The organism is Salmonella sp. 741265050_HSA (assembly GCF_046569445.1).
Lineage (GTDB): Bacteria > Pseudomonadota > Gammaproteobacteria > Enterobacterales > Enterobacteriaceae > Salmonella > Salmonella enterica.
Map to the genome: position 1 here is coordinate 304,380 of NZ_JBKFSV010000001.1, position 26,894 is coordinate 331,273.

At 52.9% G+C, this 26,894-nt stretch carries 25 protein-coding genes; 17 read left to right on the forward strand and 8 right to left on the reverse strand.

The window, feature by feature from the left end; all coding sequences use genetic code 11:
* Nucleotides 1-2: 2 nt before the first annotated feature.
* The 4 genes from ACLD4F_RS01500 to ACLD4F_RS01515 all read left to right on the forward strand — a co-directional run bounded on the left by ACLD4F_RS01500 (nt 3) and on the right by ACLD4F_RS01515 (nt 4,325).
* On the forward strand, nt 3-950 hold the full coding sequence (locus ACLD4F_RS01500; RefSeq protein WP_000343332.1) for a sugar kinase: 948 nt from the start codon (nt 3-5) through the stop codon (nt 948-950).
* Nucleotides 951-959: 9 nt separating this feature from the next.
* Entirely contained in the window at nt 960-1,943 is a 984-nt protein-coding gene (locus ACLD4F_RS01505; protein ID WP_000782142.1) for an aldo/keto reductase, read from the forward strand.
* A 129-nt stretch (nt 1,944-2,072) separates the two neighbouring features.
* Nucleotides 2,073-2,831, forward strand: a complete 759-nt coding sequence (locus tag ACLD4F_RS01510) for a DeoR/GlpR family DNA-binding transcription regulator (RefSeq protein ID WP_000719104.1) — start codon at nt 2,073-2,075, stop codon at nt 2,829-2,831.
* A gap of 135 nt (nt 2,832-2,966) precedes the next feature.
* Nucleotides 2,967-4,325, forward strand: coding sequence for an MFS transporter (locus ACLD4F_RS01515; protein ID WP_411010645.1), 1,359 nt, complete (start codon nt 2,967-2,969; stop codon nt 4,323-4,325).
* Between the two features lie 102 nt (nt 4,326-4,427).
* Here ACLD4F_RS01515 and pncA read toward each other — a convergent pair whose 3' ends face one another.
* The 3 genes from pncA to sppA all read right to left on the reverse strand — a co-directional run bounded on the left by pncA (nt 4,428) and on the right by sppA (nt 8,079).
* A complete protein-coding gene (gene pncA, locus ACLD4F_RS01520) occupies nt 4,428-5,084 on the reverse strand; it encodes a bifunctional nicotinamidase/pyrazinamidase (protein WP_000184701.1) in 657 nt (218 codons plus the stop codon).
* A gap of 26 nt (nt 5,085-5,110) precedes the next feature.
* Complete coding sequence (gene ansA, locus ACLD4F_RS01525; protein WP_001170134.1) at nt 5,111-6,127, reverse strand: asparaginase; 1,017 nt, start codon at nt 6,125-6,127, stop codon at nt 5,111-5,113.
* Between the two features lie 95 nt (nt 6,128-6,222).
* The gene (sppA, locus tag ACLD4F_RS01530; protein ID WP_001259874.1) at nt 6,223-8,079 is read right to left on the reverse strand and encodes a signal peptide peptidase SppA; all 1,857 of its coding nucleotides are present in this window, start codon (nt 8,077-8,079) and stop codon (nt 6,223-6,225) included.
* Nucleotides 8,080-8,252: 173 nt separating this feature from the next.
* Between sppA and ACLD4F_RS01535 the strand changes: the two genes are divergently transcribed.
* The 3 genes from ACLD4F_RS01535 to topB all read left to right on the forward strand — a co-directional run bounded on the left by ACLD4F_RS01535 (nt 8,253) and on the right by topB (nt 11,919).
* Nucleotides 8,253-8,804, forward strand: coding sequence for an NAD(P)H nitroreductase (locus ACLD4F_RS01535; protein ID WP_000339313.1), 552 nt, complete (start codon nt 8,253-8,255; stop codon nt 8,802-8,804).
* A gap of 117 nt (nt 8,805-8,921) precedes the next feature.
* Nucleotides 8,922-9,965 carry a selenide, water dikinase SelD gene (gene selD, locus ACLD4F_RS01540; protein WP_411010646.1) on the forward strand — a complete coding sequence of 348 codons (1,044 nt, stop codon included), beginning with the start codon at nt 8,922-8,924 and terminating at the stop codon, nt 9,963-9,965.
* A gap of 4 nt (nt 9,966-9,969) precedes the next feature.
* Nucleotides 9,970-11,919, forward strand: a complete 1,950-nt coding sequence (gene topB, locus ACLD4F_RS01545) for a DNA topoisomerase III (RefSeq protein WP_079944268.1) — start codon at nt 9,970-9,972, stop codon at nt 11,917-11,919.
* A 29-nt stretch (nt 11,920-11,948) separates the two neighbouring features.
* Here the strand turns inward: topB and gdhA are convergent, their stop codons facing one another.
* The gene (gene gdhA, locus ACLD4F_RS01550; protein ID WP_023218982.1) at nt 11,949-13,292 is read right to left on the reverse strand and encodes an NADP-specific glutamate dehydrogenase; all 1,344 of its coding nucleotides are present in this window, start codon (nt 13,290-13,292) and stop codon (nt 11,949-11,951) included.
* Nucleotides 13,293-13,530: 238 nt separating this feature from the next.
* Here gdhA and ACLD4F_RS01555 point away from each other — a divergent pair, with 238 nt between their 5' ends.
* Nucleotides 13,531-13,806 (forward strand): YnjH family protein, encoded by a 276-nt coding sequence (locus tag ACLD4F_RS01555; RefSeq protein ID WP_001254682.1) that lies wholly within the window; start codon nt 13,531-13,533, stop codon nt 13,804-13,806.
* Here ACLD4F_RS01555 and ACLD4F_RS01560 read toward each other — a convergent pair.
* Together ACLD4F_RS01560 and xthA are read right to left on the reverse strand one after the other, a co-directional pair.
* On the reverse strand, nt 13,766-14,182 hold the full coding sequence (locus ACLD4F_RS01560) for a pyrimidine (deoxy)nucleoside triphosphate diphosphatase (protein ID WP_000592138.1): 417 nt from the start codon (nt 14,180-14,182) through the stop codon (nt 13,766-13,768). The two genes, ACLD4F_RS01555 and ACLD4F_RS01560, sit on opposite strands and share 41 nt — an antisense overlap.
* Nucleotides 14,183-14,254: 72 nt before the next feature.
* Nucleotides 14,255-15,061, reverse strand: a complete 807-nt coding sequence (gene xthA / locus ACLD4F_RS01565) for an exodeoxyribonuclease III (protein ID WP_000673954.1) — start codon at nt 15,059-15,061, stop codon at nt 14,255-14,257.
* Between the two features lie 445 nt (nt 15,062-15,506).
* On the opposite strand from xthA, the gene ACLD4F_RS01570 reads away from it, so the two are divergent.
* The 6 genes from ACLD4F_RS01570 (at nt 15,507) to spy (ending at nt 22,355) form a co-directional block, all read left to right on the forward strand.
* Nucleotides 15,507-16,733 (forward strand): aspartate aminotransferase family protein, encoded by a 1,227-nt coding sequence (locus ACLD4F_RS01570; protein ID WP_079944267.1) that lies wholly within the window; start codon nt 15,507-15,509, stop codon nt 16,731-16,733.
* The gene (astA, locus tag ACLD4F_RS01575; protein ID WP_001263889.1) at nt 16,724-17,758 is read left to right on the forward strand and encodes an arginine N-succinyltransferase; all 1,035 of its coding nucleotides are present in this window, start codon (nt 16,724-16,726) and stop codon (nt 17,756-17,758) included. Before ACLD4F_RS01570 ends, astA begins: the two co-directional genes overlap by 10 nt.
* Nucleotides 17,755-19,233, forward strand: coding sequence for a succinylglutamate-semialdehyde dehydrogenase (gene astD / locus ACLD4F_RS01580; protein ID WP_079944266.1), 1,479 nt, complete (start codon nt 17,755-17,757; stop codon nt 19,231-19,233). The genes astA and astD overlap by 4 nt, the downstream gene beginning before the upstream one ends.
* Nucleotides 19,230-20,573 carry an N-succinylarginine dihydrolase gene (gene astB / locus ACLD4F_RS01585; protein ID WP_079944265.1) on the forward strand — a complete coding sequence of 448 codons (1,344 nt, stop codon included), beginning with the start codon at nt 19,230-19,232 and terminating at the stop codon, nt 20,571-20,573. The genes astD and astB overlap by 4 nt, the downstream gene beginning before the upstream one ends.
* Nucleotides 20,566-21,534, forward strand: coding sequence for a succinylglutamate desuccinylase (gene astE, locus ACLD4F_RS01590; protein ID WP_079944264.1), 969 nt, complete (start codon nt 20,566-20,568; stop codon nt 21,532-21,534). The genes astB and astE overlap by 8 nt, the downstream gene beginning before the upstream one ends.
* 335 nt (nt 21,535-21,869) lie before the next feature.
* Nucleotides 21,870-22,355 carry an ATP-independent periplasmic protein-refolding chaperone Spy gene (spy, locus tag ACLD4F_RS01595; protein WP_001229001.1) on the forward strand — a complete coding sequence of 162 codons (486 nt, stop codon included), beginning with the start codon at nt 21,870-21,872 and terminating at the stop codon, nt 22,353-22,355.
* 74 nt (nt 22,356-22,429) lie between these two features.
* Here spy and cho read toward each other — a convergent pair whose 3' ends face one another.
* Nucleotides 22,430-23,311 (reverse strand): excinuclease Cho, encoded by an 882-nt coding sequence (cho, locus tag ACLD4F_RS01600; RefSeq protein ID WP_001805139.1) that lies wholly within the window; start codon nt 23,309-23,311, stop codon nt 22,430-22,432.
* 120 nt (nt 23,312-23,431) lie between these two features.
* A complete protein-coding gene (gene nadE, locus ACLD4F_RS01605; RefSeq protein WP_000174982.1) occupies nt 23,432-24,259 on the reverse strand; it encodes an ammonia-dependent NAD(+) synthetase in 828 nt (275 codons plus the stop codon).
* 218 nt (nt 24,260-24,477) lie between these two features.
* Between nadE and osmE the strand changes: the two genes are divergently transcribed.
* The 3 genes from osmE to chbC all read left to right on the forward strand — a co-directional run bounded on the left by osmE (nt 24,478) and on the right by chbC (nt 26,881).
* Entirely contained in the window at nt 24,478-24,819 is a 342-nt protein-coding gene (gene osmE, locus ACLD4F_RS01610; protein WP_001039301.1) for an osmotically-inducible lipoprotein OsmE, read from the forward strand.
* Between the two features lie 300 nt (nt 24,820-25,119).
* Nucleotides 25,120-25,440: a PTS N,N'-diacetylchitobiose transporter subunit IIB gene (chbB, locus tag ACLD4F_RS01615; protein ID WP_000412161.1), complete on the forward strand. Its 321-nt coding sequence runs from the start codon at nt 25,120-25,122 to the stop codon at nt 25,438-25,440.
* 82 nt (nt 25,441-25,522) lie between these two features.
* Nucleotides 25,523-26,881, forward strand: coding sequence for a PTS N,N'-diacetylchitobiose transporter subunit IIC (gene chbC, locus ACLD4F_RS01620; RefSeq protein ID WP_000073063.1), 1,359 nt, complete (start codon nt 25,523-25,525; stop codon nt 26,879-26,881).
* Nucleotides 26,882-26,894: the final 13 nt, after the last annotated feature.

Sequence of the window (26,894 nt, forward strand, 5' to 3'; positions counted from 1 at the left end):
ATATGGACGAAATCGAAGTTCTTTGCATAGGGGCGGCCATTGTCGACATTCCTTTGCAACCGGTTAGTAAAAATATCTTTGATGTCGATTCGTATCCATTAGAACGCATTGCCATGACCACAGGGGGGGATGCGATTAATGAAGCCACGATTATTTCGCGTCTCGGGCATCGCACTGCGCTAATGAGTCGCGTTGGCGACGATGCGGCAGGATATTTTATTCTCGACCACTGTCGGAAGGAGAATATCGATATTCAGAGCCTGAAGCAGGATGCTGATATTGATACCTCAATTAATGTTGGGCTGGTGACTGATGATGGTGAGCGCACCTTTGTCACTAACCGTAACGGCAGTCTGTGGAAGCTAAATATTAACGATGTCGATTTTGACCGTTTTTCTCAGGTCAGGCTGTTATCACTGGCAAGTATCTTTAACAGCCCGCTACTGGATGGCAAAGCATTAACGGCTATTTTTACGCAGGCGAAAGCGCATCAACTGGTTATCTGCGCTGACATGATCAAACCGCGGCTGAATGAAACTCTGGACGATATTCGCGAAGCGCTAAGTTTTGTCGATTATCTGTTTCCTAATATTGATGAAGCCAAAAAACTGACCGGGAAAGAGACGCTGGATGATATTGCCGATTGTTTTTTGCAATGTGGCGTAAAAACAGTGGTGATTAAAACTGGCAAGAAAGGCTGCTTTATCAAAAGCGCCGATATAAAAATGGAGGTGCCTGCGGTGGCAGGCATTACCGCCATCGACACTATTGGCGCCGGCGATAATTTTGCATCGGGATTTATCGCCGCGCTGCTGGAGGGAAAAACGCTGCGTGAATGCGCACGGTTCGCCAATGCGACGGCCGCGATATCGGTACTCAGCGTGGGCGCCACAACGGGCGTGAAAAACAGAATGCTAGTGGAACAACTCCTGAATGAATACGAAGGGTAATAGCGGCAGATGAAAATGATACCTTTAGGTAATACAGATATAGCGCTTTCCCGTATGGGACTCGGCACCTGGGCTATCGGCGGCGGTCCGGCATGGAATGGCAACCTCGATATGCAGGTCTGCATCGATACTATCGTTGAGGCGCACCGTTGCGGTATTAACCTGATTGATACGGCGCCGGGCTATAACTTTGGCAATAGCGAAGTGATTGTCGGCCAGGCGCTGAAAAAATTACCGCGTAACGAGATGGTGGTGGAGACCAAATGCGGGATCGTCTGGGAGCGGGAAGGGAGCCTGTTCAATAAAGTCGGCGATCGCCAGCTTTATAAAAATCTTTCTCCGGACTCTATTCGTAAAGAAGTCGATGCCAGTCTCCAGCGACTAGGGATTGATTATATCGATATCTATATGACCCACTGGCAGTCGGTACCGCCGTTTTTTACGCCGATTGCAGAAACCGTTGGCGTGCTCAATGAGCTGAAAGCAGAGGGGAAAATCCGTTCTATCGGGGCGGCGAATGTAGATGTCAGCCATATCCGCGAATACCTTAAACATGGCGAGCTGGACATCATACAGGCGAAATACAGCATTCTTGACCGGGCGCTGGAAACGGAGCTGCTGCCTCTATGCCGCGAGCACGGCATCGTGGTACAGGTTTATTCGCCACTGGAGCAGGGATTGTTAACCGGCACCATTACCCGTGACTATGTTCCCGGCGGGGCGCGAGCGAATAAACTCTGGTTCCAGCGTGAGAATATGTTGCGGGTTATTGATATGCTGGAGCAGTGGCAGCCATTGTGCGACAAATACCATTGCGCCGTCCCGACGCTGGCGCTGGCGTGGATATTGCGACAAAGCGAACTGATTTCGATACTGAGCGGCGCCACGTCGCCGGAGCAGGTACGAGAGAATATCGCTGCGCTGTCCATCACCTTAACGGATGACGATGCGTTATTGATGAGACAAATGGCGGAAGCGCTGGACAATCCATAAGCAATACATTACACCTCTTTTTTGGCGAAATGCAGATAAAATCTGTTATTCAAACGGCTTATTTTGAAAGTAAACATAGTCTGTGAGATACTCAACGTTTATCATGACGTCGAAAACAGAGGTGTAATCGTGGCGGCGAAAGACAGGATTCAGGCGATCAAACAAATGGTCGCTAATGATAAAAAAGTAACAGTCTCTAACTTGAGTTCAATTTTTCAGGTAACCGAAGAGACAATTCGACGCGATCTGGAAAAACTCGAAGATGAAGGCTTTTTGACTCGAACTTATGGCGGTGCGGTATTAAATTCGGCGGTGCTGGCTGACAATATCCATTTTTATAAGCGTGCAAAATCGTTCTATGAAGAGAAGCAAATTATAGCCCGTAATACGCTTCCGTTTATTAAAAACAAAACAACGATGGCCGCCGACTCCAGCAGTACGGTAATGGAATTGCTAAAACTCCTGAAAGACCGAAACGATCTTACTTTGTTAACTAATTCAGCGGAAGCTTTCCATGAACTGGCGCAATCGGACATTAATCTTGTTTCTACGGGCGGTGAGTTAAATAAAAATACGCTATCGCTGCAGGGGCGTATCACTAAAGAAATAATCAGCCGTTATCATGTTGATATTATGGTAATGAGTTGTAAAGGGCTGGATATGGCGAGCGGGGCGCTTGATTCTAACGAGGCGGAAGCTGAAATCAAAAAAACGATGATTCGCCAGGCCACAGAGGTGGCGTTATTGGTGGACCACTCAAAATTTGATCGTAAAGCGTTCGTGCGGTTGGTCGATTTTAGTCATATCCATTACCTGATAACGAATAAAACGCCAGGTGATGAATGGATCGCATTTTGCGATAAAAATAATATCCAGCTTGTCTATTAATCGATAGATTATCCTTGACTGGATTGTTTTCGCCTGGACTATGCCAAAAAAAACGGCAGATGATAGCAAGTGCGGCAAATACCCCTTTGCCGCGAGACAATAATTTATTATTTTGCTGCGTTAGAGGCCATCCAGATGGAAGACAATGATCATATCGGCGCCAGACTAGACCGCTTACCTTTATCCCGGTTTCATTTTCGTATTTTTGGAATAATTAGTTTTGGCCTGCTATTAACGGGGTTTTTGAGTTATTCAGGAAATGTGGTTCTGGCCAAATTGATAAACAATGGTTGGTCGAATAATTATCTTAATGCCGCGTTCACATCGGCACTGATGCTTGGCTATTTTATTGGTTCGCTTACCGGCGGTTTTATTGGGGATTACCTGGGGCGTCGAAAAGCGTTTCGCATTAATTTGTTGCTTGTGGGCATCTCCGCAACGGCTGCCGCATTTGTTCCCAATATGTACTGGCTGATTTTCTTTCGTTGTCTGATGGGGACAGGCATGGGGGCATTGATTATGGTTGGATATGCTTCTTTTACCGAGTTTATCCCTCCCGTTGTACGAGGAAAATGGTCCGCGCGTCTCTCTTTTGTAGGGAACTGGTCACCGATGCTGTCTGCGGGGATTGGCGTAGTGGTCATTGCGTTTTTAAGCTGGCGGATGATGTTTCTTCTTGGCGGGATCGGGATGTTGCTGGCGTGGTCTCTTTCAGGAAAGTACTTTATCGAATCACCCAGGTGGTTAGCAGGTAAAGGGCGGCAACGCGAGGCTGAACAGCAGCTTCTCATGATTGAATCGCAAATAGAAAAAGAAAAAAGTATTGTTTTGCCGCCGCATCAGGAAAGCAATAAATCCATGGAATCGCACTTTGAAAACGGTACATTCTGGCTCTTATTCAAAGGACAAATGCTGCGGCGCACGTTAGTGGCGATCACTGTATTGATTGCAATGAACATTTCGCTTTATACCATTACGGTATGGATCCCGACAATTTTTGTTAATTCAGGAATTGATGTTACAAAATCTATTTTCATGACCGCCATCATTATGATTGGCGCGCCAGTGGGCATATTTATCGCCGCGCTCATTATTGACCATTTCCCCAGACGGTTATTTGGTTCGCTGTTGCTTATCGTTATTGCGGTAGTAGGATATTTTTATTCAATACAGACTGAGGAATGGGCCATTCTGGTTTATGGACTAGTCATGATTTCCTTTCTGTATATGTACGTCTGCTTTGCCTCGGCGGTTTACGTTCCCGAATTATGGCCTACGCACCTTAGACTACGCGGATCGGGTTTTGTGAATGCGGTAGGGCGGATCGTCGCTGTCTTTACCCCCTACGGCGTGGCGGTTTTATTGACCCGGTATGGATCTGTCACCGTTTTTGTTGTGCTGGGTATGCTGCTGGCGGCGTGCGCGCTGATATTATTTTGTTTTGGCATTGAAACGAGAAGAGTTTCGTTAGAAGCGCTCTCCAGCCTGCGTTGAGCTTTGCCTGGTAGCGACGCTGACGTGACGTATCCGGCCCAAAGATCTATGCAATGGTCTCACCGTTGCGTGATGTATTGACCGGATACGATACCTGCTCCGCTACCTGGCGACAGCCTGGCCCTGCGTCTCTTCCCAGTCTGCCAGCGTATACAGCGTCGCGCCTGCTGCCGCCATCTCCATAAACGCGTGTGCGCTATCCTGCGGGTGAATATTCACGCCGCGACAGCCATCGGTGATAACGTTAACGGCATAGCCCAACTCTAGCGCATCCAGCACCGTAAATTTTACGCAGTAATCGGTCGCCAACCCCATCACGATAAGCTCGGTAACGTCATGCTCGCGAAGCCAGGTATCAAGGGTAGTTTTCTGCCGATGTTCGTTGTCAAAAAACGCGCTGTAGCTATCAATCAGCGGGTTTTCACCCTTATAGATGCAGGCGTCAATCGCATGTTGGTTAAGCAGGGGATGTAACGCCGCGCCGTCGGTATGTTGAACGCAGTGATCCGGCCAGAGCGTTTGCGGCAGCCCGTCCAGCTCTCCCTGACTATAGGGTTCCGCCTGATGCTGGCTGGCGAAGCTGCCATGCTGCGCGGGATGCCAGTCCTGGCTGGCCAGCACCGGAATCTGCCGGGGCTGGCACCAGTCAATAAGAGCGTTGGCGATGTCGATGGTGCTGTCGCCTTCCGCTACAGCCAGCGCGCCGCCGGCGCAAAAGTCATTTTGCAAGTCGACCAGTAATAAGGCCCGGTTTGTCATTATCTTCTCCTTGTCGTCGGGATTTTTTAATCATCCGGCGTCAATTCACCACGCAAGTTTTGCGCCATCGCGCTACGAATCGCCTGAGTGTCCAGACCCTGGCTTAACAAATAATGCAGTTTGGTTAAGGTAGCTTCGACGGTCATATCGGCACCGCCAATCACGCCAGCGTGCGCCAGCGCATTACCGGTAGCGTACCCGCCCATATTGACTCGCCCTGACATGCATTGCGTCAGGTTAACCACCACGATGCCGCGCGAACTGGCCTCTTTCAGCTCCTGTAAAAACGCTTTATTTTGCGGCGCGTTGCCTACGCCATAAGAGCGCAGAATCAGCGCTTTTACCGGCTGACGCAGAAAGTTACGTACTACCTCGGCGGAAATCCCCGGATAAATCGTCACTACGCCTATCGGCTGCGGCGTAATAGGGTGAACGATTAATTCACCAGAACCGTAGGGCGCGGGAGGCGTATTTAAACGGCGAATGTGAATTCCTGCTTCCAGCAAGGGCGGCAGATTAGGAGAGGCAAAAGCGTCAAAACCATCCGCATGGGCTTTGGTCGTGCGATTGCCGCGGAACAGACGATTATTAAAAAACAGCGTTACTTCATTAATAGGATAGTTGGCGGCGACATAAAGCGCATTCAGCAAATTAATTTGCCCGTCGGAGCGCAGCTCAGCCAGCGGAATTTGTGACCCTGTCACAATGACCGGTTTGCCCAGATTTTCCAGCATGAAAGAGAGCGCCGATGCGGTAAACGCCATCGTGTCGGTGCCATGCAGAATAACAAAACCGTCATACTCATCGTAGTGCGCTTTGATATCTGCAGCGATATGCTGCCAGTCTTCCGGCGTCATATCTGATGAATCCATCAGCGGGGCATATTCATGGATGGTAAAATCCGGCATCTCCGGGCGGTGGAATTCCGGCATCAGCGCCAGCTGACGCTGAAGGTGCCCGGACACCGGGATATACCCTTTATCTGAGCGCTGCATACCGATAGTGCCGCCGGTATAGGCAACGTAAATTGATTTCTTTTGCATGATAATGTTCAGTCGTGTCGCGAAGGACGTATTAATGATTATCGGATGGCGGCTATGAGCAGACGCCGCCATCCGGTATGGCTATAGATGAAGCATTAGCGAACGTTCGCGCAAGTCAAACAGAACGCATAACGGTTTTGCGGATCGTTAAATGCCGCCAGTTTATCCCCCTCGGCCTTCACCGTGTTGGCGGCGGAAACGAGCGGCGCCGGGAGCATCGCCTGAATGGCCTCCGGCAGCATGGCGCGTACTGATCCGGTCATACTGTCCATGACCATATCAAGGACCGTCGGTTCGTCCTGATAGTAATCAAGATGCCACTGTTTCAGTTTCGCCAGCTCCGCCGCTTTGGCGACGGCGTCGTCAAAGTCGCCGAGACTGTCCACCAGACCATTGGCTTTCGCGTCTTCTCCGGTCCAGACATGGCCTTGTGCGATTTTATCAATCTGCTCCGGCGTACGCTTACGCGCGTCTGCCACCAGTGTGATAAAGCGTTTGTAGCCGTACTCAATACTGAGTTGCATCATCTGCTGCACTTCCGGTGACAGCGCTTTGGTCATCGAAATATCCGCCAGCGGCGAGGTGGAAACGCCGTCGCTGTGTACGCCAATCGACGACAGGCTGTTTTCTACCGTATTGATGACGCCGAAGATGCCAATTGAACCCGTCAGTGTGCTGGGGCTGGCCACGATATAGTTTGCTGGCGTAGAGATCCAGTAACCGCCGGAGGCCGCCATACCGCCCATTGAGACCACCACCGGTTTGCCAGCCGCTCTTGCCGCCGCCAGTTCGGCGCGGATAACTTCGGAGGCGTTGACGCTACCGCCTGGGCTATTGACGCGCAGCACAATCGCTTTCACTTTAGGATCAAGGCGTGCGTCGCGGATCTGCGATGCCGTAGTGTCGCCGCCGACATTCCCTGGCGTTTCTTCGCCATCCATAATCGCGCCATTGGCGAAAATAACCGCAATAGTACCGCCGGTATCCGCAGGCGTTTTCAGCGAATAATCGTAATAGCTGATCGCGCGATAGTTATTTTCGGTTTTGCTCCAGCCAAACTGCTTCGTCAGCGCTTTTTCAACATCTGCACTGGAGGCGAGGGCGTCCACCAGTTTATGGTCGAGCGCATATTTGGCGGTGTCGCCGCCCACGCTGGTTAACCCGTCGATAATAGCCTGTGCGCCGGGGAAGAGTTGTTGCGGCGAAATCTGGCGATTGGCGGAAACGGTATGCAGGTAGTTCTGCCACAGTTCGCCTATCCAACGGCTGTCGGCCTCGCGGGCGGCGGGCGACATATCGTCGCGGATAAACGGCTCGACGGCGGATTTATAGGTGCCGACCCGGAAAACGTGGGTAGAGACTTTCAGTTTATCCAGCAGCGTTTTGTAGTACAGGCCATTCGTAGCGAAGCCGTGAAGATCTACCTGACCCTGTGGGGAAAGCCAAATTTTATTGGCGAAACTGGCGAGGTAATACTGACCCTGGCTGTAGTTTTCACCCACGGCGAAAACCGGTTTGCCGCTGTCGCGGAATTCGCGCAGCGCTTTACCGATATAGCGCATTGACGGCTGATCGGCGCCGGTGAAGTTTTTCAGATCCAGAACGATACCAGTGATGTTACGGTCATCTTTCGCCTGACGAATAGCGTTGACGATGTCAAACAGGGAGTTTTCCTGCAGACGGTCGGAGCTGGCGCCAAATAACTGGCGACCCAGCGCGCCCAGACGGTGATTGGTGGACGGTTTATCCACAATGACGCCGGAAATATCCAGCAGCAGAGCGCCGCGCGCCGTTTGCTCACTGTTGCTGCCGTTACCGATCTGCATCCAGATCCCAACGCCCACCAGGACCAGAAAAATAAAGAACAGGTTGAGTACCATTTCACGGACGAAGTTCAACACTCGCCACGTCCATTTAAAAAATCCGGCAATAAATCGCCACAGGGTTCGCATGTATTCTCCCTATCTGAGTAACAACGCTTATACCTTGGTGAGGATAAAGCATTAAGATGTGGCTATCGTAATGACCCATCAGGCAGTTGTCAGCAGGAATCACTGCCTGCGCTGTAACAAAATCTGCTCCCGTGTTAATTTTGTGAATAAATATCATTGCTGGAGTTAATCAAATGGATGCACTAGAACTGCTGGTCAACCGTCGGAGCGCCTCTCGTCTCGCAGAACCGGCGCCTGTCGGAGAGCAATTACAGAACATTCTGCGGGCGGGAATGCGTGTTCCCGATCATAAATCTCTACAGCCGTGGCGTTTTTTTGTGATTGAAGGAGAGGGGCGCGACCGCTTCAGCGCCGTGCTTGAACAAGGCGCTGTCGCTGCCGGGGGCGATGAGAAAGCGATCGAAAAAGCGCGTAATGCGCCGTTTCGCGCACCGCTGATCATTACCGTGGTGGCGAAATGCGAAGAAAACCATAAGGTTCCAGTGTGGGAACAGGAGATGTCTGCCGGATGCGCGGTGATGGCGATGCAAATGGCGGCGATTGCGCAAGGGTTTAATGGTATCTGGCGTAGCGGTGCATTAACGGAGAGCGCTATCGTGCGGGAAGCCTTTGAGTGCCGCCCTCAGGATAAAATTGTTGGTTTTCTCTATCTCGGCACGCCGCAGCTCAAAGCGTCAACGACGATCAGTACCCCCGACCCCACGCCGTTTGTGCGTTATTTCTGACGCTGAGGGATAAAACTGTCTGGATTCTGAGCAAAGGCGCGGTAATTCAGACAGTGATACTTACCACATCAGGGAATGAGCGCTACCATAGCGCGAATGCAATGACAGGAGATGTCCATGAGCGAGCAAGCCATTCGTTTAACGCAATACAGCCACGGCGCTGGTTGCGGTTGTAAAATTTCCCCTAAAGTGCTGGAGACTATCCTGCATAGCGAGCAGGCGAAGTTCGTCGACCCGAACCTGCTGGTGGGTAATGAAACCCGCGATGATGCGGCGGTTTACGATCTGAGTAATGGCACCAGTATTATCAGCACCACCGACTTCTTTATGCCGATAGTCGACAACCCGTTTGATTTTGGCCGCATTGCGGCAACAAACGCCATCAGCGATATTTTTGCGATGGGCGGCAAACCGATTATGGCGATCGCGATCCTTGGCTGGCCGATTAATACCCTGTCGCCCGATATTGCGCGTGAAGTGACCGAGGGGGGGCGCTTTGCCTGCCGTCAGGCCGGTATCGCGCTGGCGGGCGGACACTCTATTGACGCCCCGGAGCCGATCTTTGGTCTCGCGGTCACAGGCGTAGTGCCGACCGAACGGGTGAAGAAAAACAGTACCGCGCAGGCGGGATGCAAACTCTTTCTGACCAAACCGTTGGGGATTGGCGTGTTGACCACCGCCGAGAAAAAATCGCTGCTTAAGCCTGAACATCAGGGGCTGGCGACGGAAGTCATGTGTCGGATGAACATTGCTGGCGCGGCGTTTGCCAATATCGACGGCGTAAAAGCTATGACTGACGTTACCGGTTTTGGCCTGCTGGGGCACCTGAGCGAGATGTGCCAGGGCGCAGGCGTGCAGGCGCTGCTTTGCTATCAGGACATCCCTAAACTGCCGGGCGTGGAAGAGTATATTGCTCTGGGCGCCGTACCGGGCGGCACAGAGCGCAACTTCGCCAGCTATGGTCATCTGATGGGCGACATGTCGCGTGAAGTTCGTAGCCTGCTGTGCGATCCGCAAACGTCAGGCGGCCTGCTGTTGGCGGTAACGCCGGACGCCGAAGACGATGTTAAAGCCACCGCGGCGGAATTTGGTATCGATCTGACCGCGATTGGCGAACTGGTCGAGGCCCGCGGCGGTCGCGCTATGGTTGAGATTCGTTAACCTGATGCGGTTGTTTATTGCCGAAAAACCGAGTCTGGGGCGCGCCATTGCGGATGTGCTGCCAAAACCGCACCGTAAAGGCGATGGTTTTATTGAGTGCGGAAACGGGCAGGTCGTCACCTGGTGTATTGGTCATTTGCTGGAACAGGCGCAGCCGGATGCGTATGACAGCCGTTATGCGCGCTGGAATCTGGCTGACCTGCCTATCGTGCCGGAAAAATGGCAGCTTCAGCCTCGTCCTTCTGTCACCAAACAGCTCAATGTGATTAAGCGCTTTTTGCATCAAGCCGATGAAATTATTCACGCCGGCGACCCGGATCGCGAAGGGCAGCTTCTGGTTGATGAAGTGCTGGATTATCTCCAGCTTCCTGCCGAAAAGCGCCAGCAGGTGCGGCGTTGTCTGATAAACGACCTTAACCCGCAGGCGGTCGAGCGTGCTATTGACAGGCTGCGAGCGAACAGCGACTTCGTGCCGCTGTGCGTCTCCGCGCTGGCGCGAGCGCGAGCGGACTGGCTGTATGGCATTAATATGACCCGCGCTTACACGATCCTGGGCCGGAATGCCGGCTATCAGGGCGTGTTATCCGTGGGACGCGTGCAGACGCCGGTACTGGGGCTGGTGGTGCGGCGAGACGAAGAGATTGAGAACTTCGTCGCCAAAGACTTCTTTGAAGTAAAGGCGCACATCGTTACGCCTGCCGACGAGCGTTTTACCGCTATCTGGCAGCCGAGCGAGGCGTGCGAACCTTATCAGGATGAAGAGGGGCGCTTGCTGCATCGTCCGCTGGCGGAGCATGTAGTGAACCGAATCAACGGTCAGCCCGCGCTGGTAACCAGTTATAATGATAAACGGGAATCAGAATCCGCGCCGCTGCCGTTTTCGCTCTCGACGCTACAGATTGAAGCCGCTAAACGTTTTGGCCTGAGCGCGCAAAACGTGCTTGATATTTGTCAGAAGCTATATGAAACCCACAAACTGATTACCTATCCGCGTTCCGACTGCCGTTATCTGCCGGAAGAACACTTTGCCGGACGGCAGGCGGTCATGAACGCGATTAGCGTCCACGCCCCGGATTTACTGCCGCAGTCTGTGGTTAATCCTGATACGCGCAATCGCTGCTGGGATGACAAAAAAGTGGATGCGCACCACGCGATTATCCCGACGGCGCGCAGTTCTTCTGTCCATCTGACGGAAAACGAAGCGAAAGTGTACACCCTGATTGCGCGTCAGTATCTGATGCAGTTCTGCCCGGACGCGGTGTTTCGTAAATGCGTTATTGAACTGGAAATCGCCAAAGGAAAATTTGTCGCCAAAGCGCGTTTTCTGGCGGAGGCCGGTTGGCGGACGTTACTGGGCAGTAAAGAGCGCGACGAGGAAAACGACGGTACGCCGCTGCCGGTTGTCGCCAAAGGTGATGAGTTGCTGTGTGAAAAGGGGGAAGTGGTCGAGCGCCAAACCCAGCCGCCGCGTCATTTCACCGATGCGACATTGCTTTCCGCGATGACCGGAATTGCCCGCTTCGTGCAGGATAAAGATCTGAAAAAGATCCTGCGCGCGACCGATGGGCTGGGGACGGAAGCCACGCGCGCCGGGATTATCGAACTGCTGTTCAAACGTAGCTTTCTGACCAAAAAAGGGCGCTACATTCATTCTACCGATGCTGGCAAAGCGTTAATACATTCGCTGCCGGAAATGGCGGCCCGTCCAGATATGACCGCGCACTGGGAATCTGTTTTGACGCAAATCAGCGAAAAACAGTGCCGTTACCAGGATTTTATGCAACCGCTGGTCGGCACGTTATATCAGCTGATCGAGCAGGCTAAGCGCACGCCGGTGAAGCGCTTCAGAGGGATAGTCGCGCCAGGCGGTGGAGACAAGAAAAAGAGCGCGCCGCGTAAGCGAGCGGGCAAAAAAAGCCCGCCGGCTGAGGAGACAGGCCGTCAGACCGAATAAGCGTAAAGCTATCTGGCCTGACGACGGGATTAAATGACGCCCTGCGCCAGCATGGCGTCGGCGACTTTCACGAAACCGGCGATGTTGGCGCCCTGAACGTAGTTGGTATGCTTATTATCGCCGCCGTACTCGACACAGGCGTGGTGGATATCCAGCATAATGTGATGCAGACGGGCGTCCACTTTCTCGGCTTTCCAGCTCAACCGCGCGGCGTTCTGCGCCATTTCCAGACCTGATGTCGCCACGCCGCCCGCGTTGGCGGCTTTACCCGGCGCAAACAGTACGCCCGCCTCAAGGAAGAGATCGGTCGCTTCAATCGTGGTTGGCATATTTGCCCCTTCCGCCACGGCTTTTACGCCATTGGCAATCAGTACGCGCGCGGCGTCAACGTCCAGTTCGTTCTGCGTCGCGCATGGCAGGGCGATATCCACCGGTACGTTCCAGGGCTGCTGGCCTTCCAGATAGGTTAAGCCAAACTCACGGGCGTAGTCAGCGACGCGACCGTCACGGCTGGCTTTAATTTCACACAGACGCGCCAGCTTCTCTGGCGTGAAGCCACTTTCATCGACCACCGTCCCGCTCGAATCCGACGCGGTAACCACGCGCGCGCCAAAGGCCATCGCTTTCTCAATGGCGTATTGCGCTACGTTGCCGGAGCCGGACACGGCGACGCGCATCCCTTCGAAACCAAGACCATGACGTTTAAGCATCGCTTCAGTGAAGTAGACCAGGCCATAGCCCGTCGCCTCCGGGCGAATCAGGCTGCCGCCGAAGGAAAGCCCTTTGCCGGTGAAGACGCAGGCGCTGTTATTGGAAAGCTTGCGCATCATTCCCGCCATAAAGCCCACTTCGCGCCCGCCCACGCCGATATCCCCGGCAGGCACGTCGGTATCCGGCCCTAAATGGCGATACAGTTCAGTCATCAGCGCCTGGCAGAAACGCATCACTTCGCCTTCGCTTTTCCCTTTCGGATCGAAATCGCTGCCGCCTTTACCGCCGCCCATCGGCAACGTGGTGAGGGCATTTTTAAAGGTTTGCTCAAAGCCGAGGAACTTAAGGATGGAAAGGTTTACCGAAGGATGGAAGCGCATACCGCCTTTATAGGGGCCGATAGCAGAGTTGAACTGCACGCGCCAGGCGCGATTTACCTGCACCTGGTTTTTGTCGTCCAGCCACACTACGCGAAACTGAATTACGCGCTCTGGTTCAACCAAACGTTCCAGTAAAGACATGTGGCGGTAACGGGGGTTTTGTTCAAGAAACGGCCACAGGGTGGTCATGACTTCACGGACGGCTTGCGCGAACTCGGTTTGATGCGGGTCGCGCTTTTGTACATGGTTGAGGAACGATTCCAGAGAACATGTCTGATCCATAGATATAAAAACCTCTTATATATTAATGTGGTTGTATTTGCGTTTTATCAGAATATGTATTTGCAGTTTTCGACTATACCATCAGCAATGTGACGGTAAGCAAGAAAAAAATGACGCTGCTAAGTAAATTCATAACGGGGCGAGGGTCATAACTAAAAGCGATGACAAAAGAGGATTAAAGTTTTCACGGCGGCTTACCGTTATACTGAGAATATACTTAGAAAAATAAGGAAATCCTATGCGCCGAAGCCTCGTGGTCGCCGTGATGGCGATAATGCCAATGGTCGGGCTGGCAAACCAGAACAGTCGTCCTGATATTCAGGTGAATGTCCCGCCGGAAGTTTTCAGCACGCGCGGTCAGTCGTCCCAGCCCTGCATTCAGTGCTGCGTTTACCAGGATCAGAATTACTCCGAAGGCGCGGTAATAAAAGTGGAAGGCGTCTTGCTCCAGTGCCAGCGTGACGAAAAAACCATCAGCACGAATCCGTTAGTCTGGCGTCGCGTAAAGCCATAAACGCCTGCAATAGCGGAATATCCGCCGGGGCGAGGGGGTACTCCAGCGCCTCTTCCGGCGTACACCAGGCTAATGCCTGATGTTCCAGCGCACGTATCAGACCGTTAAACGCAGGCACATGCCAGGCGTGCAAATGAATTCGTCGGCCAGACACGTCGCGTTGATGGCTGGCGATATAGACGCCGGGCGTGGCGTCAATCCCTAACTCTTCGCGTAGCTCGCGGATAAGCGCCTGCGGCTGGGTTTCGCCGGGTTCGACTTTACCGCCGGCAAACTCCCAAAAACCGGCTTGATCCGCATGATCTGGGCGCTGGGCCAGCAGAATTTTGCCGTCGCGTTCAATGATGGCGGCAACAACATCGAGTTTTTTTATCATTGTCGTTAAGGTCGTTATTCCTGCCGGGAAGCGTCGCGCTATCCCGGCCTTACGGTTAATCAGAAAGCGGAATCAAACACGAAACGTCGCCCAGACCGGCGCATGGTCGGAGGGTTTTTCCATACTGCGAATGTCGTAGTCTATACCGGTTTCTGCGCAACGTTCCGCCAGCGGAGCGCTTGCCAGCAAGAGGTCGATACGCAGTCCGCGATTATCCACGAAACCTTTTGAGCGGTAATCAAACCACGAAAATTTATCCATCGTTTGCGGATTCGCCTGACGGAACGTGTCCACTAATCCCCACTTCAGTAACCGCGACATCCATTCACGCTCCTCCGGCAGGAAGGAGCATTTACCGGTACGCAGCCAGCGTTTGCGGTTCTCTTCGCCGATGCCAATATCCAGATCGGTCGGGCTGATATTCATGTCGCCCATAATTAATACCGGATTATCGCACTTGAGTTCCGTTTCAAGATAGTTTTGCAAGTTCTGATAAAACTGCGCTTTCGCGGGGAACTTCAACGGATGATCCCGGCTTTCCCCCTGTGGGAAATAGCCGTTAATGACGGTGATATTACCCAGCGGTGAGGGGATTTCCGCCATGATAATGCGGCGTTGCGCCTCTTCGCCATCATCCGGGAAACCGCGTCTGACGGAAATGGGCGTGGCTTTTGTTAGCAGCGCGACGCCGTAATGGCCCTTTTGTCCATGATAGAAAACGTTATAGCCCAGCTTCGCGACCTCTTCGAGCGGGAACATTTCGTCGTGGACTTTTGTCTCCTGTAGGCCGATCACATCGGGCTGGTGTTTTTCGACAATCGCTTCAAGCTGATGGGGACGGGCGCGCAGGCCGTTGATATTAAAAGAGACAAATTTCATAGTCACTGCCACTTTGCAAGGTGAATCGTGTTGGGATGGTAACAGAAATTTTACCGGGTGACTGCCACTCATCGTCAGATTCGGCCAATGGAAGCGTATGGTGTTTTCTATAGCGCGAAAATGGCACAGTTTGCGTGCAGATGCGCCAGAACGGGGCGGTAATTTCCAGTAAATTTCGTATAAGATCACAATTCCAGAATTATATTTGGCAACTGAATAATATTTCGCTTTTTCCTCTTTTTAGCCACCGATTATGCGGGAATATTCACTTTTCATGCAGTAAAAGTGAATATCGCTACGCTGTAACCCATTGATTTACCGTTTATCACTTCTGTTTATGCAATGTTAACGCTGGCTGGCACGAATGCTGCAATCTACATTTACAGCGCAAACACTCATATTAATTAACATATAAATAACTTTATTTTTACCAAAAGAGGTCGCTATGTCTCTGTCAGTTACGCGCGAAAACTTTGATGAATGGATGGTGCCGGTATATGTTCCCGCGCCTTTTATTCCTGTACGCGGAGAAGGCTCACGCCTGTGGGATCAGCAGGGGAAAGAGTATATTGATTTTGCTGGCGGGATCGCGGTCAACGCCTTGGGACATGCGCATCCGGCGCTGCGCGAGGCGTTAAATGAACAGGCGAATCGCTTCTGGCATACCGGGAACGGTTACACCAATGAACCGGCGCTGCGACTGGCGAAAAAACTGATCGATGCGACTTTCGCCGAACGCGTTTTCTTTTGTAATTCAGGCGCTGAAGCAAATGAAGCAGCATTAAAACTGGCGCGCAAATATGCCCACGATCGTGTCGGCAATCATAAAAGCGGCATTGTGGCCTTTAAAAACGCGTTCCATGGCCGCACGCTCTTTACCGTCAGCGCTGGCGGTCAACCCACCTATTCACAGGACTTTGCGCCGCTGCCGCCGGATATTCGTCATGCAGCCTATAACGATCTGAACTCCGCCAGCGCGCTAATTGATGACAATACCTGCGCCGTGATCGTAGAGCCTGTGCAGGGCGAGGGCGGCGTGATCCCTGCCACGAAAGCTTTTTTGCAGGGGCTGCGTGAATTGTGCGACCGGCATCAGGCGTTACTGATTTTTGATGAGGTGCAGACGGGCGTCGGACGTACCGGCGAACTGTATGCATATATGCATTATGGCGTTACGCCCGATATCCTGACGACCGCTAAAGCGCTGGGCGGCGGCTTCCCGATCGGCGCGATGCTGACCACGCAAGACTATGCCAGCGTCATGACGCCAGGCACGCATGGCACCACCTACGGCGGTAATCCGCTGGCAACGGCAGTTGCCGGAAAAGTACTGGATATCATCAATACGCCGGAGATGCAAAACGGCGTCAGACAGCGCCACGATGCGTTTATTGAACGTCTAAATACCCTTAATGTGCGTTTTGGCATGTTCAGTGAAATTCGCGGGCTGGGGCTACTGCTTGGCTGTGTGCTACAGACGGAGTTTGCCGGAAAAGCCAAACTCATCGCTCAGGAAGCGGCAAAAGCAGGTGTGATGGTGCTCATCGCCAGCGGCGACGTGGTGCGTTTTGCGCCAGCGTTAAATGTGAGCGACGAGGAGATAGCCACCGGGCTTGATCGTTTTGCCCTGGCGTGCGAACGCCTTCAGACGGGAGGCGCATCATGCGGGTGATTCGTCCTGTCGAACATGCGGATATCGCCGCGCTGATGCAGCTTGCAGGCAAAACGGGCGGCGGCTTAACCTCGCTACCGGCAAATGAAGCGACGCTGGCGGCCCGCATTGAACGCGCGCTAAAAACCTGGTCCGGTGAGCTGCCAAAAGGCGAACAAGGGTATGTATTCGTTCTCGAGGACAGTGAAACGGGTGAGGTCGGCGGGATCTGCGCCATTGAGGTCGCGGTCGGTCTTAACGACCCCTGGTATAACTATCGTGTCGGTACGCTGGTTCATGCCTCCAAAGAGCTGAATGTATATAACGCGTTGCCAACATTATTCCTGAGTAATGATCACACTGGCAGCAGTGAGCTTTGCACGCTGTTTCTCGATCCCGAATGGCGTAAAGAGGGTAACGGCTACCTGTTGTCAAAATCGCGCTTTATGTTTATGGCCGCGTTTCGCGATAAATTCAATGAGAAAGTGGTGGCGGAAATGCGCGGCGTCATTGACGAGCACGGTTATTCTCCCTTCTGGCAAAGTCTCGGCAAACGCTTTTTTTCTATGGATTTCAGCCGGGCGGATTTCTTATGCGGTACCGGGCAAAAAGCGTTTATCGCCGAGCTGATGCCCAAACATCCTATTTATACCCACTTCTTATCTGAAGAGGCACAGGCCGTGATTGGCGAAGTCCACCCGCAAACGGCGCCAGCCCGCGCGGTGCTGGAAAAGGAAGGCTTTCGCTATCGCCACTATATCGACATCTTCGACGGCGGGCCGACGCTGGAGTGTGATATTGACCGCGTGCGAGCCATTCGTAAAAGCCGACTGGTGGAAGTCGCGGAAGGGCAACCCGCGCCTGGCGACTATCCGGCATGTCTGGTCGCCAATGAAAACTATCACCACTTTCGGGCCGCGCTGGTGCGTGCCGATCCGCAGACTTCACGACTTGTACTTACCGCCGCGCAGTTGGATGCGCTGAAATGTCGCGCGGGCGACCACGTTCGGCTGGTACGCCTTTGCGCTGAGGAGAAAACCGTATGACGCTATGGATAAACGGCGACTGGATAACCGGTCAGGGCGAACGCCGCCGCAAAACGAACCCGGTGAGCGCGGAGATACTTTGGCAGGGGAATGACGCTAATGCGGCACAGGTCGCCGAGGCCTGTCAGGCGGCGCGCGCGGCGTTTCCTCGTTGGGCCAGACAGCCTTTTGCGGCACGACAGGCTATCGTAGAGAAATTTGCCGCCCTGCTGGAGGCGCATAAAGCCGAGCTCACGGAGGTCATCGCGCGTGAAACCGGTAAACCGCGCTGGGAGGCGGCAACGGAAGTGACGGCGATGATCAATAAGATTGCCATCTCGATTAAGGCTTACCATGCCAGAACCGGCGAACAAAAAAGCGAACTTGTCGATTGCGCCGCGACGTTGCGCCATCGTCCTCACGGTGTGCTGGCGGTATTCGGCCCTTATAACTTTCCCGGCCATTTACCGAATGGCCATATTGTGCCCGCGTTGCTGGCAGGCAATACGCTGATCTTCAAACCTAGCGAGCTAACGCCATGGACCGGGGAAACGGTAATAAAACTCTGGGAACGGGCCGGGCTACCGGCAGGCGTTCTTAATCTGGTGCAGGGCGGCCGGGAGACCGGACAAGCGCTGAGTTCGCTCGACGATCTCGACGGACTGCTGTTTACCGGCAGCGCCAGTACCGGATATCAGCTTCATCGCCAGCTATCCGGCCAGCCGGAAAAAATCCTGGCCCTTGAAATGGGCGGAAACAACCCGCTCATTATTGAGGATGCGGCAAATATAGATGCGGCGGTACATCTGACGCTGCAATCGGCGTTTATTACCGCCGGACAGCGCTGTACCTGCGCGCGACGCCTTCTGGTAAAACAGGGTGCGCAGGGAGATGCATTTCTGGCGCGGCTGGTTGACGTCGCCGGACGTCTGCAGCCCGGCAGATGGGACGACGATCCGCAGCCGTTTATCGGCGGACTGATTTCAGCGCAGGCGGCACAGCATGTGATGGAGGCCTGGCGTCAACGAGAGGCATTAGGCGGTCGCACGCTACTGGCGCCGCGGAAGGTCAAAGAGGGAACCTCTCTGCTGACGCCTGGCATCATTGAGCTGACGGGCGTCACGGATGTGCCGGATGAAGAGGTGTTTGGTCCGCTGCTGAACGTCTGGCGTTATGCGCATTTCGATGAGGCGATTCGTCTGGCGAATAATACCCGTTTTGGTCTGTCGTGTGGGCTGGTGTCGACGGATCGCGCGCAGTTCGAACAGCTCTTGCTGGAGGCGCGGGCAGGGATCGTTAACTGGAATAAACCGCTCACCGGGGCAGCGAGTACTGCGCCGTTTGGTGGTATCGGCGCGTCTGGCAACCATCGGCCCAGCGCCTGGTATGCCGCCGATTATTGCGCCTGGCCGATGGCCAGTCTGGAATCTCCCGAACTGACGTTGCCTGCGACATTAAGCCCTGGCCTCGACTTTTCTCGCAGGGAGGCGGTATGACGGCGCATGAAGTTAATTTTGACGGGCTGGTGGGGCTTACGCACCATTATGCCGGGCTATCCTTCGGCAATGAGGCATCGACCCGCCACCGTTTTCAGGTGTCGAATCCTCGTCTGGCGGTAAAGCAGGGGCTGCTAAAGATGAAAGCTCTGGCGGATGCCGGCTTTCCCCAGGCGGTGATCCCGCCGCATGAGCGGCCTTTTATTCCGGCGTTGCGTCAGCTCGGCTTCACGGGTAGCGATGAGCAGATTCTGGATAAGGTTGCGCGTCAGGCGCCACGCTGGCTTTCCAGCGTGAGTTCCGCGTCGCCAATGTGGGTTGCGAATGCGGCGACGGTTTGCCCATCGGCAGACGCGCTGGACGGAAAAGTTCACCTGACGGTGGCGAATTTAAACAATAAATTTCATCGCGCTCTTGAGGCGCCTGTTACCGAAGCGCTGCTACGCGCCATATTTCGCGATGAAAGTCAGTTTTCAGTGCATAGCGCGTTACCGCAGGTCGCATTATTGGGAGATGAAGGCGCGGCGAATCATAACCGTCTTGGCGGCGAGTATGGTTCGGCAGGCGTGCAGCTTTTTGTCTATGGGCGCGAAGAGGAGAATGAAATACGACCCGCTCGTTATCCGGCGCGCCAGAGCCGCGAAGCCAGCGAGGCCGTGGCGCGTCTTAATCAGGTGAATCCGCAACAGGTTATCTTCGCTCAGCAAAACCCGGAGGTCATCGATCAAGGCGTATTCCATAATGATGTCATCGCCGTTTCGAATCGACAGGTATTGTTTTGTCACGAAGCGGCATTTGCCCGGCAGAAAGTGCTCATTAATCAGTTGCGTACGCGCGTTGACGGTTTTATGGCGATAGAGGTGCCCGCCGGAGAGGTTTCTGTATCAGATGCTGTGGCCACCTACCTGTTTAATAGTCAGTTGTTAAGCCGTAACGACGGCTCAATGGTGTTAGTGTTGCCGCGGGAATGTCAGGACCATGTCGGCGTCTGGCGCTATCTGAATAAGCTGGTGGCGGAGGATAACCCCATCAGCGCGATGCAGGTGTTTGATTTGCGAGAAAGTATGGCCAACGGCGGCGGCCCGGCCTGTCTGCGATTACGCGTGGTGTTAACAGAAGAAGAACGACGGGCGGTGAATCCAGCGGTAATGATGAATGACGCTCTGTTTACGGCCCTTAACGCGTGGGCGGATCGTTATTATCGCGATCGCCTGACCGCTGCCGATCTGGCCGATCCGTTATTATTGCGAGAAGGCCGGGAGGCGCTGGATGTGTTAACGCGTCTGCTGGATTTGGGGTCGGTTTATCCTTTCCAGCAAACGGGGGCGGCTGATGGATAACTTTCTGGCGTTGACGCTAAGCGGCACGACACCACGGGTGACGCAGGGGAAGGGCGCTGGTTTTCGCTGGCGCTGGTTAGGCCATGGTCTGCTTGAACTCACGCCCGATGCGCCGGTCGACCGCGCGTTAATTCTTTCTGCGGGGATACACGGTAATGAAACCGCGCCGGTAGAGATGCTGGATAGGCTGCTGTCGGCGCTGTTCTCAGGCAGCTTGACGTTAACGTGGCGAGTGCTGGTGGTACTCGGCAATCCGCAGGCGCTGACGGCGGGAATACGCTATGGTCACAGCGATATGAACCGTATGTTTGGCGGGCGTTGGCAGTCCTTTGCCGAAAGCGATGAAACGCGGCGGGCGCGTGAGCTGGAGCTAAGTCTGGAGACCTTCTTTTCATCTGGCCAGGCGCGGGTACGCTGGCATCTGGATCTGCATACCGCCATTCGTGGCTCGCATCATTTGCGTTTTGGCGTTTTGCCGCAGCGCGACCGCCCGTGGGAGACAGATTTTCTGGCGTGGCTGGGCGCGGCAGGACTGGAGGCGTTGGTATTTCATCAGGCGCCCGGCGGTACGTTTACGCACTTTAGCTCTGAACATTTCGGCGCGCTTTCCTGTACGCTGGAGTTGGGAAAGGCGTTGCCGTTTGGGCAAAACGATCTGACGCAGTTCAGCGTAACCTCGCAGGCGTTGTCGGCGTTGCTGAGCGGTGTCGAAACGTCAACCTCGTTTTCGCCGCCGCTACGCTATCGGGTGGTGTCGCAAATCACGCGTCACAGCGACAAGTTCGCGCTTTATATGGATGCGCAAACGCTGAATTTTACTGCCTTTGCGAAGGGAACGTTGCTGGCCGAGGAGGGGGATAAGCGCGTGACGGTGACGCATGACGTTGAATATGTTCTCTTTCCTAATCCCTCTGTCGCCTGCGGATTGCGGGCTGGATTAATGCTGGAAAGACTGCCCTGATAAATGTCCCTGTAAGCTCACGTTAGGGTTACAGGGATGATTTGGGATACAGTTTCATGCTATTACGGATTATTCCTGGAGAATTGCTTTATTAATAAGCGTTGCTGCGTTATAGTTCTGCATAATTTCTGCTATATCATGCTGTTGTATATTTCTCTTTCAACTCTGCGCAATTTATTCTTTTTTTCTTCACAATTGGCGAAAAAGTGTTTTTTATACTTTCATTGTTTTACCGTTGTTATGACTAATTGACGCTAAGACGGTTAAAGTTAATCACGACAACACGGCGCTGTTTTAAATATGCCGTAAAAATAACTGAAAGGAAGGATGGAAATATGCGTAAACTGACTGCTCTATTTGTTGCCTCTACCCTGGCGATGGGTGCTGCGAATCTGGCTCATGCCGCTGAGACTACCACCGCCGCGCCAGCGGATGCGAAGCCAATGATGCAGCATAAAGGTAAATTTGGCCCACATCACGATATGATGTTTAAAAACCTGAACCTGACGGACGCGCAGAAGCAACAAATTCGCGACATTATGAAAGCGCAGCGCGAGCAAATGAAACGTCCGCCGCTGGAAGAGCGTCGCGCCATGCATGATATTATCGCCAGCGATACCTTCGATAAAGCCAAAGCCGAAGCGCAAATTACGAAAATGGAAGCACAGCGCAAGGCCAATATGCTGGCGCATATGGAAACCCAGAATAAAATTTATAACGTTCTGACGCCGGAGCAGAAAAAGCAATATAACGCTAATTTTGAGAAGCGTCTGACAGAACGCCCGGCGCAAGAAGGTAAAATGCCTGCTGCGGCAGAATAACTTTCCGCATAATTTAAGACCGCCGGTCTTGTCGACAACACAATCGTTGAGGTGGACAGGATCGGCGGTTTTCTTTATGACTGGCGACAATCGGTGTGCAGTTCAATGATCTCATATTGACCTGACATTAGTGGCTTACAGAGAATTTTATAGCCATCCTGATCAAAGCCCGCAGGTGTGCGCACCAGGGTGGCGGCCTCATCCAGCGAGGGTACCGCCCCCAGCCATAACCAGTTGTTGATAATGTGAAACTGGGTCATTTGTGGGCGGCTCTCTTTTAACGCGATGGCGCCTTTCCAGGGCCAGCAAACCACACGTAACCGTTCCAGTGAGGCCTGCAGACGAAGAAAATGCGCCTGCGGGGTTTCTTGCCCACAACACGCGCCAGCGCAGCGCTTCAGCGCGAAACGAAAACAGGCGCGCCCACGGCTTACCGGTTCAAGCCCCAGCAGGCCATAACACAATTTTTGTTCATCGGCGAGGTTCTGTAAGCTTTGCAGCGCTGCCCGACGGTTGGCGAAGAGCCCAAACAGGTTCGGCTCATGGGAAAAATCGACGCTGCGGGCGGAAACGACCTCAATCTTTTGTTCGCTCAACTGTAGAGAGCAAAGCTGTCGATTACGCCGTAACCGCTTGTTAAACAGCGGCTGTTGTTCTTTGATCAGCCGCGCCTCCAGCAGCAACGCGCCCATTTCCCCAGCGGTGCAGATCCAGCTTATCCGCCGCGCCTGTCGCAGCATAGCGGCCTCGTCAGGCGTTCGCAGATGTGAGAGCACCCGGCTGCGAATATTTACGCTTTTACCGATATAAAGCGGCAGCGTCTCGCTTTCGCTATGAAATATATAGACGCCCGGTAAGGCTGGCGCTTCGCTGAGGAAAGGACGTAAATGTTCTGGATATTCGTAAATGGCCGCTGCTTCAAACTCAAGGCGGGGGGCTGATTGACGCCGTACCACAGTGATCTCCGTTAACTGGTTATTCATCCAGTATAACAGCGGATGGGTGATTAAAAAAGAGGCTGGGAAGAGAGGAGGCCGGATAGACGAGCGATATCCGGCACAACAGTAGAAGTACGCTTACTTTTTCCAAAAGTCGTCGAATACCGTAATCGGCAAACGGCGCTTATGTTCAGTTTTTACATACCAGCCTTCGATAGTTTTAGCGATGGCGGAGTCCAGCGTTTTGCCTTCCAGGTAATCGTCAATATTGTCATACGTTACGCCCAGCGCGGCTTCATCAGGCAGTGAAGGGCGGTCGTCTTCCAAATCGGCGGTGGGGACTTTTTTATACAGATGCTCAGGACAGCCCAGCGCTGCGAGAAGCTGTTTGCCCTGGCGTTTGTTAAGGCGATGAAGCGGGTTAATATCGGTACCGCCATCGCCATATTTGGTGAAGAACCCGGTTATCGCTTCCGCCGCATGGTCGGTGCCCACCACGACGCCGTGAGTCATACCGGCGATGCTATATTGCGCCTTCATTCGCTCACGCGCTTTTTCATTGCCGCGAACAAAATCGCTCAGCTCAATTCCCGCTTCGCGCAGCGCCTGTTCGCTGGCGAGGACGGCGCCTTTAATATTGACGGTGAGTACTCTGTCCGGCTGAATAAAAGCAATGGCGTCCTGGCAATCCTGTTCATCGGCCTGCACGCCATAAGGCAGACGAACGGCGATAAACTGCAGCGCATTATCACCAGTCTCTTCCCGCAATTCGGCGATAGCCATCTGGCTGAGTTTCCCGGCCAGCGTCGAATCCTGCCCGCCGCTGATGCCTAACACCAGCGATTTCAAAAAGGGATAGGTTTTCAGGTACGCTTTAAGAAAATCCACGCTGCGGCGAATTTCTTCTTCAGGGTTGATATGCGGTTTCGCGCCAAGCGCCTGGATTATCTCTTGCTGCAGAGTCATTTAACCCCCTTCGACATTAAAAAAATGAATCTTTACCCTGTTAAAGCTAACCCTTCGCCGCTGAAACGACAAGGTTTGGCGGGCTAAGCGGTGTTTAAAACAACATATCGCTGCGTTAGAGAATTTTCCGAAAGACTTTTTGTGGCGAGGCGCGGCTTGAAAAATGTTCTGATGTATTCCAGGCTTACATAACACGCTGATAAACAAGAGGACGGAAAATGAACAAGAACGTAGCAGGAATTTTAAGCGCAGCGGCGGTAATGACTATGCTGGCAGGCTGTACGGCGTATGATCGTACAAAAGACCAATTTGTTGAGCCTGTCGTTAAAGATGTTAAAAAAGGAATGAGCAGGGCGCAAGTTGCGCAGATTGCGGGCAAACCGTCATCTGAAGTGAGCATGATTCATGCGCGTGGTACCTGTCAGACCTACATCCTGGGTCAACGTGATGGTAAAGCGGAGACCTACTTTGTTGCGCTGGATGATACCGGGCACGTGATTAACTCCGGCTACCAGACCTGTGCGGAGTACGACACTGACCCACAGGCGCCGAAGCAGTAACAACTGTACATTGCCTGAACATTCAAGGAAACCGGCCTGCGAGCCGGTTTTTTTGTGCCTGCCATAACCTTATTTATTATCGCGAATTATTTGCCCGAAATGTGAAGGGGGTCATAACGCCAGGTCAATGAGAGACAATTTAGTGGGTCAAGGAAATACCATCCGGCGGTCCGATCCCGTATACTCATTTCAGCCACCTAAAAAAGTAAATCCGGTTACGCAAGTCGCCCAGAGTATGGATGCAGGTTGAGGCTTGCGGCGTATCTGGTTGACAGATAATCGCACATGAGGAAGGTTTTTATGGAAAAGAAACACATTTATCTGTTTTGTTCTGCGGGCATGTCAACATCGTTACTGGTATCAAAAATGCGCGCTCAGGCTGAAAAATATGAAGTGCCGGTGATTATTGAAGCATTCCCTGAAACCCTGGCCGGTGAAAAAGGCCCGGCAGCGGACGTCGTGTTATTAGGCCCGCAAATTGCTTATATGCTCCCCGAAATTCAGCGTTTATTACCCGGTAAACCGGTAGAAGTCATTGATTCAATGTTGTACGGCAAGGTAGATGGCTTAGGCGTGCTTAAAGCTGCGGTAGCGGCAATTAAAAAAGCCGCCGCGAATTAATTATTTTTTAATTTTTCCCGTCAAAGAGTTATTTCATACACTAACCGCAATATTTTATTGCGGTATTTAAGGGTATTTTTCTATGAGTAACGTTATTGCTTCACTTGAAAAGGTACTCCTTCCTTTTGCTGTAAAAATAGGAAAGCAGCCACACGTTAATGCAATCAAGAACGGCTTTATTCGTTTAATGCCATTAACCCTTGCGGGGGCGATGTTTGTATTAATTAATAACGTTTTCCTGAGCTTTGGGGAGGGGTCGTTTTTTTATTCCATGGGCATTCGGCTTGATGCCTCAACCATTGAAACACTTAATGGATTGAAAGGCATCGGCGGGAACGTCTATAACGGCACATTGGGCATTATGTCGCTCATGGCGCCATTTTTTATCGGCATGGCGCTGGCGGAAGAGCGCAAGGTTGATGCGCTGGCCGCCGGATTGCTTTCCGTGGCGGCATTTATGACCGTAACGCCGTATAGTGTCGGCGAGGCCTATGCCGTAGGCGCTAACTGGCTGGGTGGTGCAAATATTATCTCCGGTATTATTATTGGCCTGGTGGTCGCGGAGATGTTTACATTTATTGTCCGGCGCAACTGGGTGATTAAACTACCGGACAGCGTACCGGCTTCGGTGTCTCGTTCATTCTCAGCATTAATTCCCGGCTTTATTATTCTCTCTATTATGGGGATTATTGCCTGGGCGCTGTCTAATTACGGTTCTAACTTCCATCAGATTATTATGGACACTATCTCTACGCCGCTGGCATCGCTGGGTAGCGTGGTAGGGTGGGCATATGTCATTTTTGTACCGCTGCTGTGGTTCTTTGGTATTCATGGTTCGCTGGCGCTGACCGCGCTGGACAGCGGCATCATGACGCCCTGGGCGCTGGAAAACATCTCTATTTACCAGCAGTATGGCTCCGTCGATGCGGCACTGGAAGCCGGTAAAACGTTCCATATCTGGGCGAAACCGATGCTGGATTCTTATATCTTCCTCGGTGGTAGCGGCGCAACGCTGGGTCTGATCATCGCTATCTTCCTGGCATCCCGTCGCGCGGACTATCGCCAGGTGGCAAAACTGGCGCTGCCGTCAGGTATCTTCCAGATTAACGAACCCATCCTGTTTGGCCTGCCGATTATTATGAACCCGGTGATGTTTATCCCCTTTATTCTGGTACAGCCGATTCTGGCGGCGATTACGCTGGTGGCTTACTATTTGGGTATTATTCCGCCGATTACCAATATTGCGCCGTGGACCATGCCAACCGGGCTGGGGGCGTTCTTTAACACCAACGGCAGCGTCGCCGCATTACTGGTTGCGCTATTTAACCTGGCGGTCGCTACCCTGATTTATCTCCCCTTCGTGGTGGTGGCTAACAAAGCGCAGAACGCCATCGAGCAGGAAGAAAGCGAAGAAGATATCGCTAACGCACTGAAATTCTAAACTCCGCGTCGGC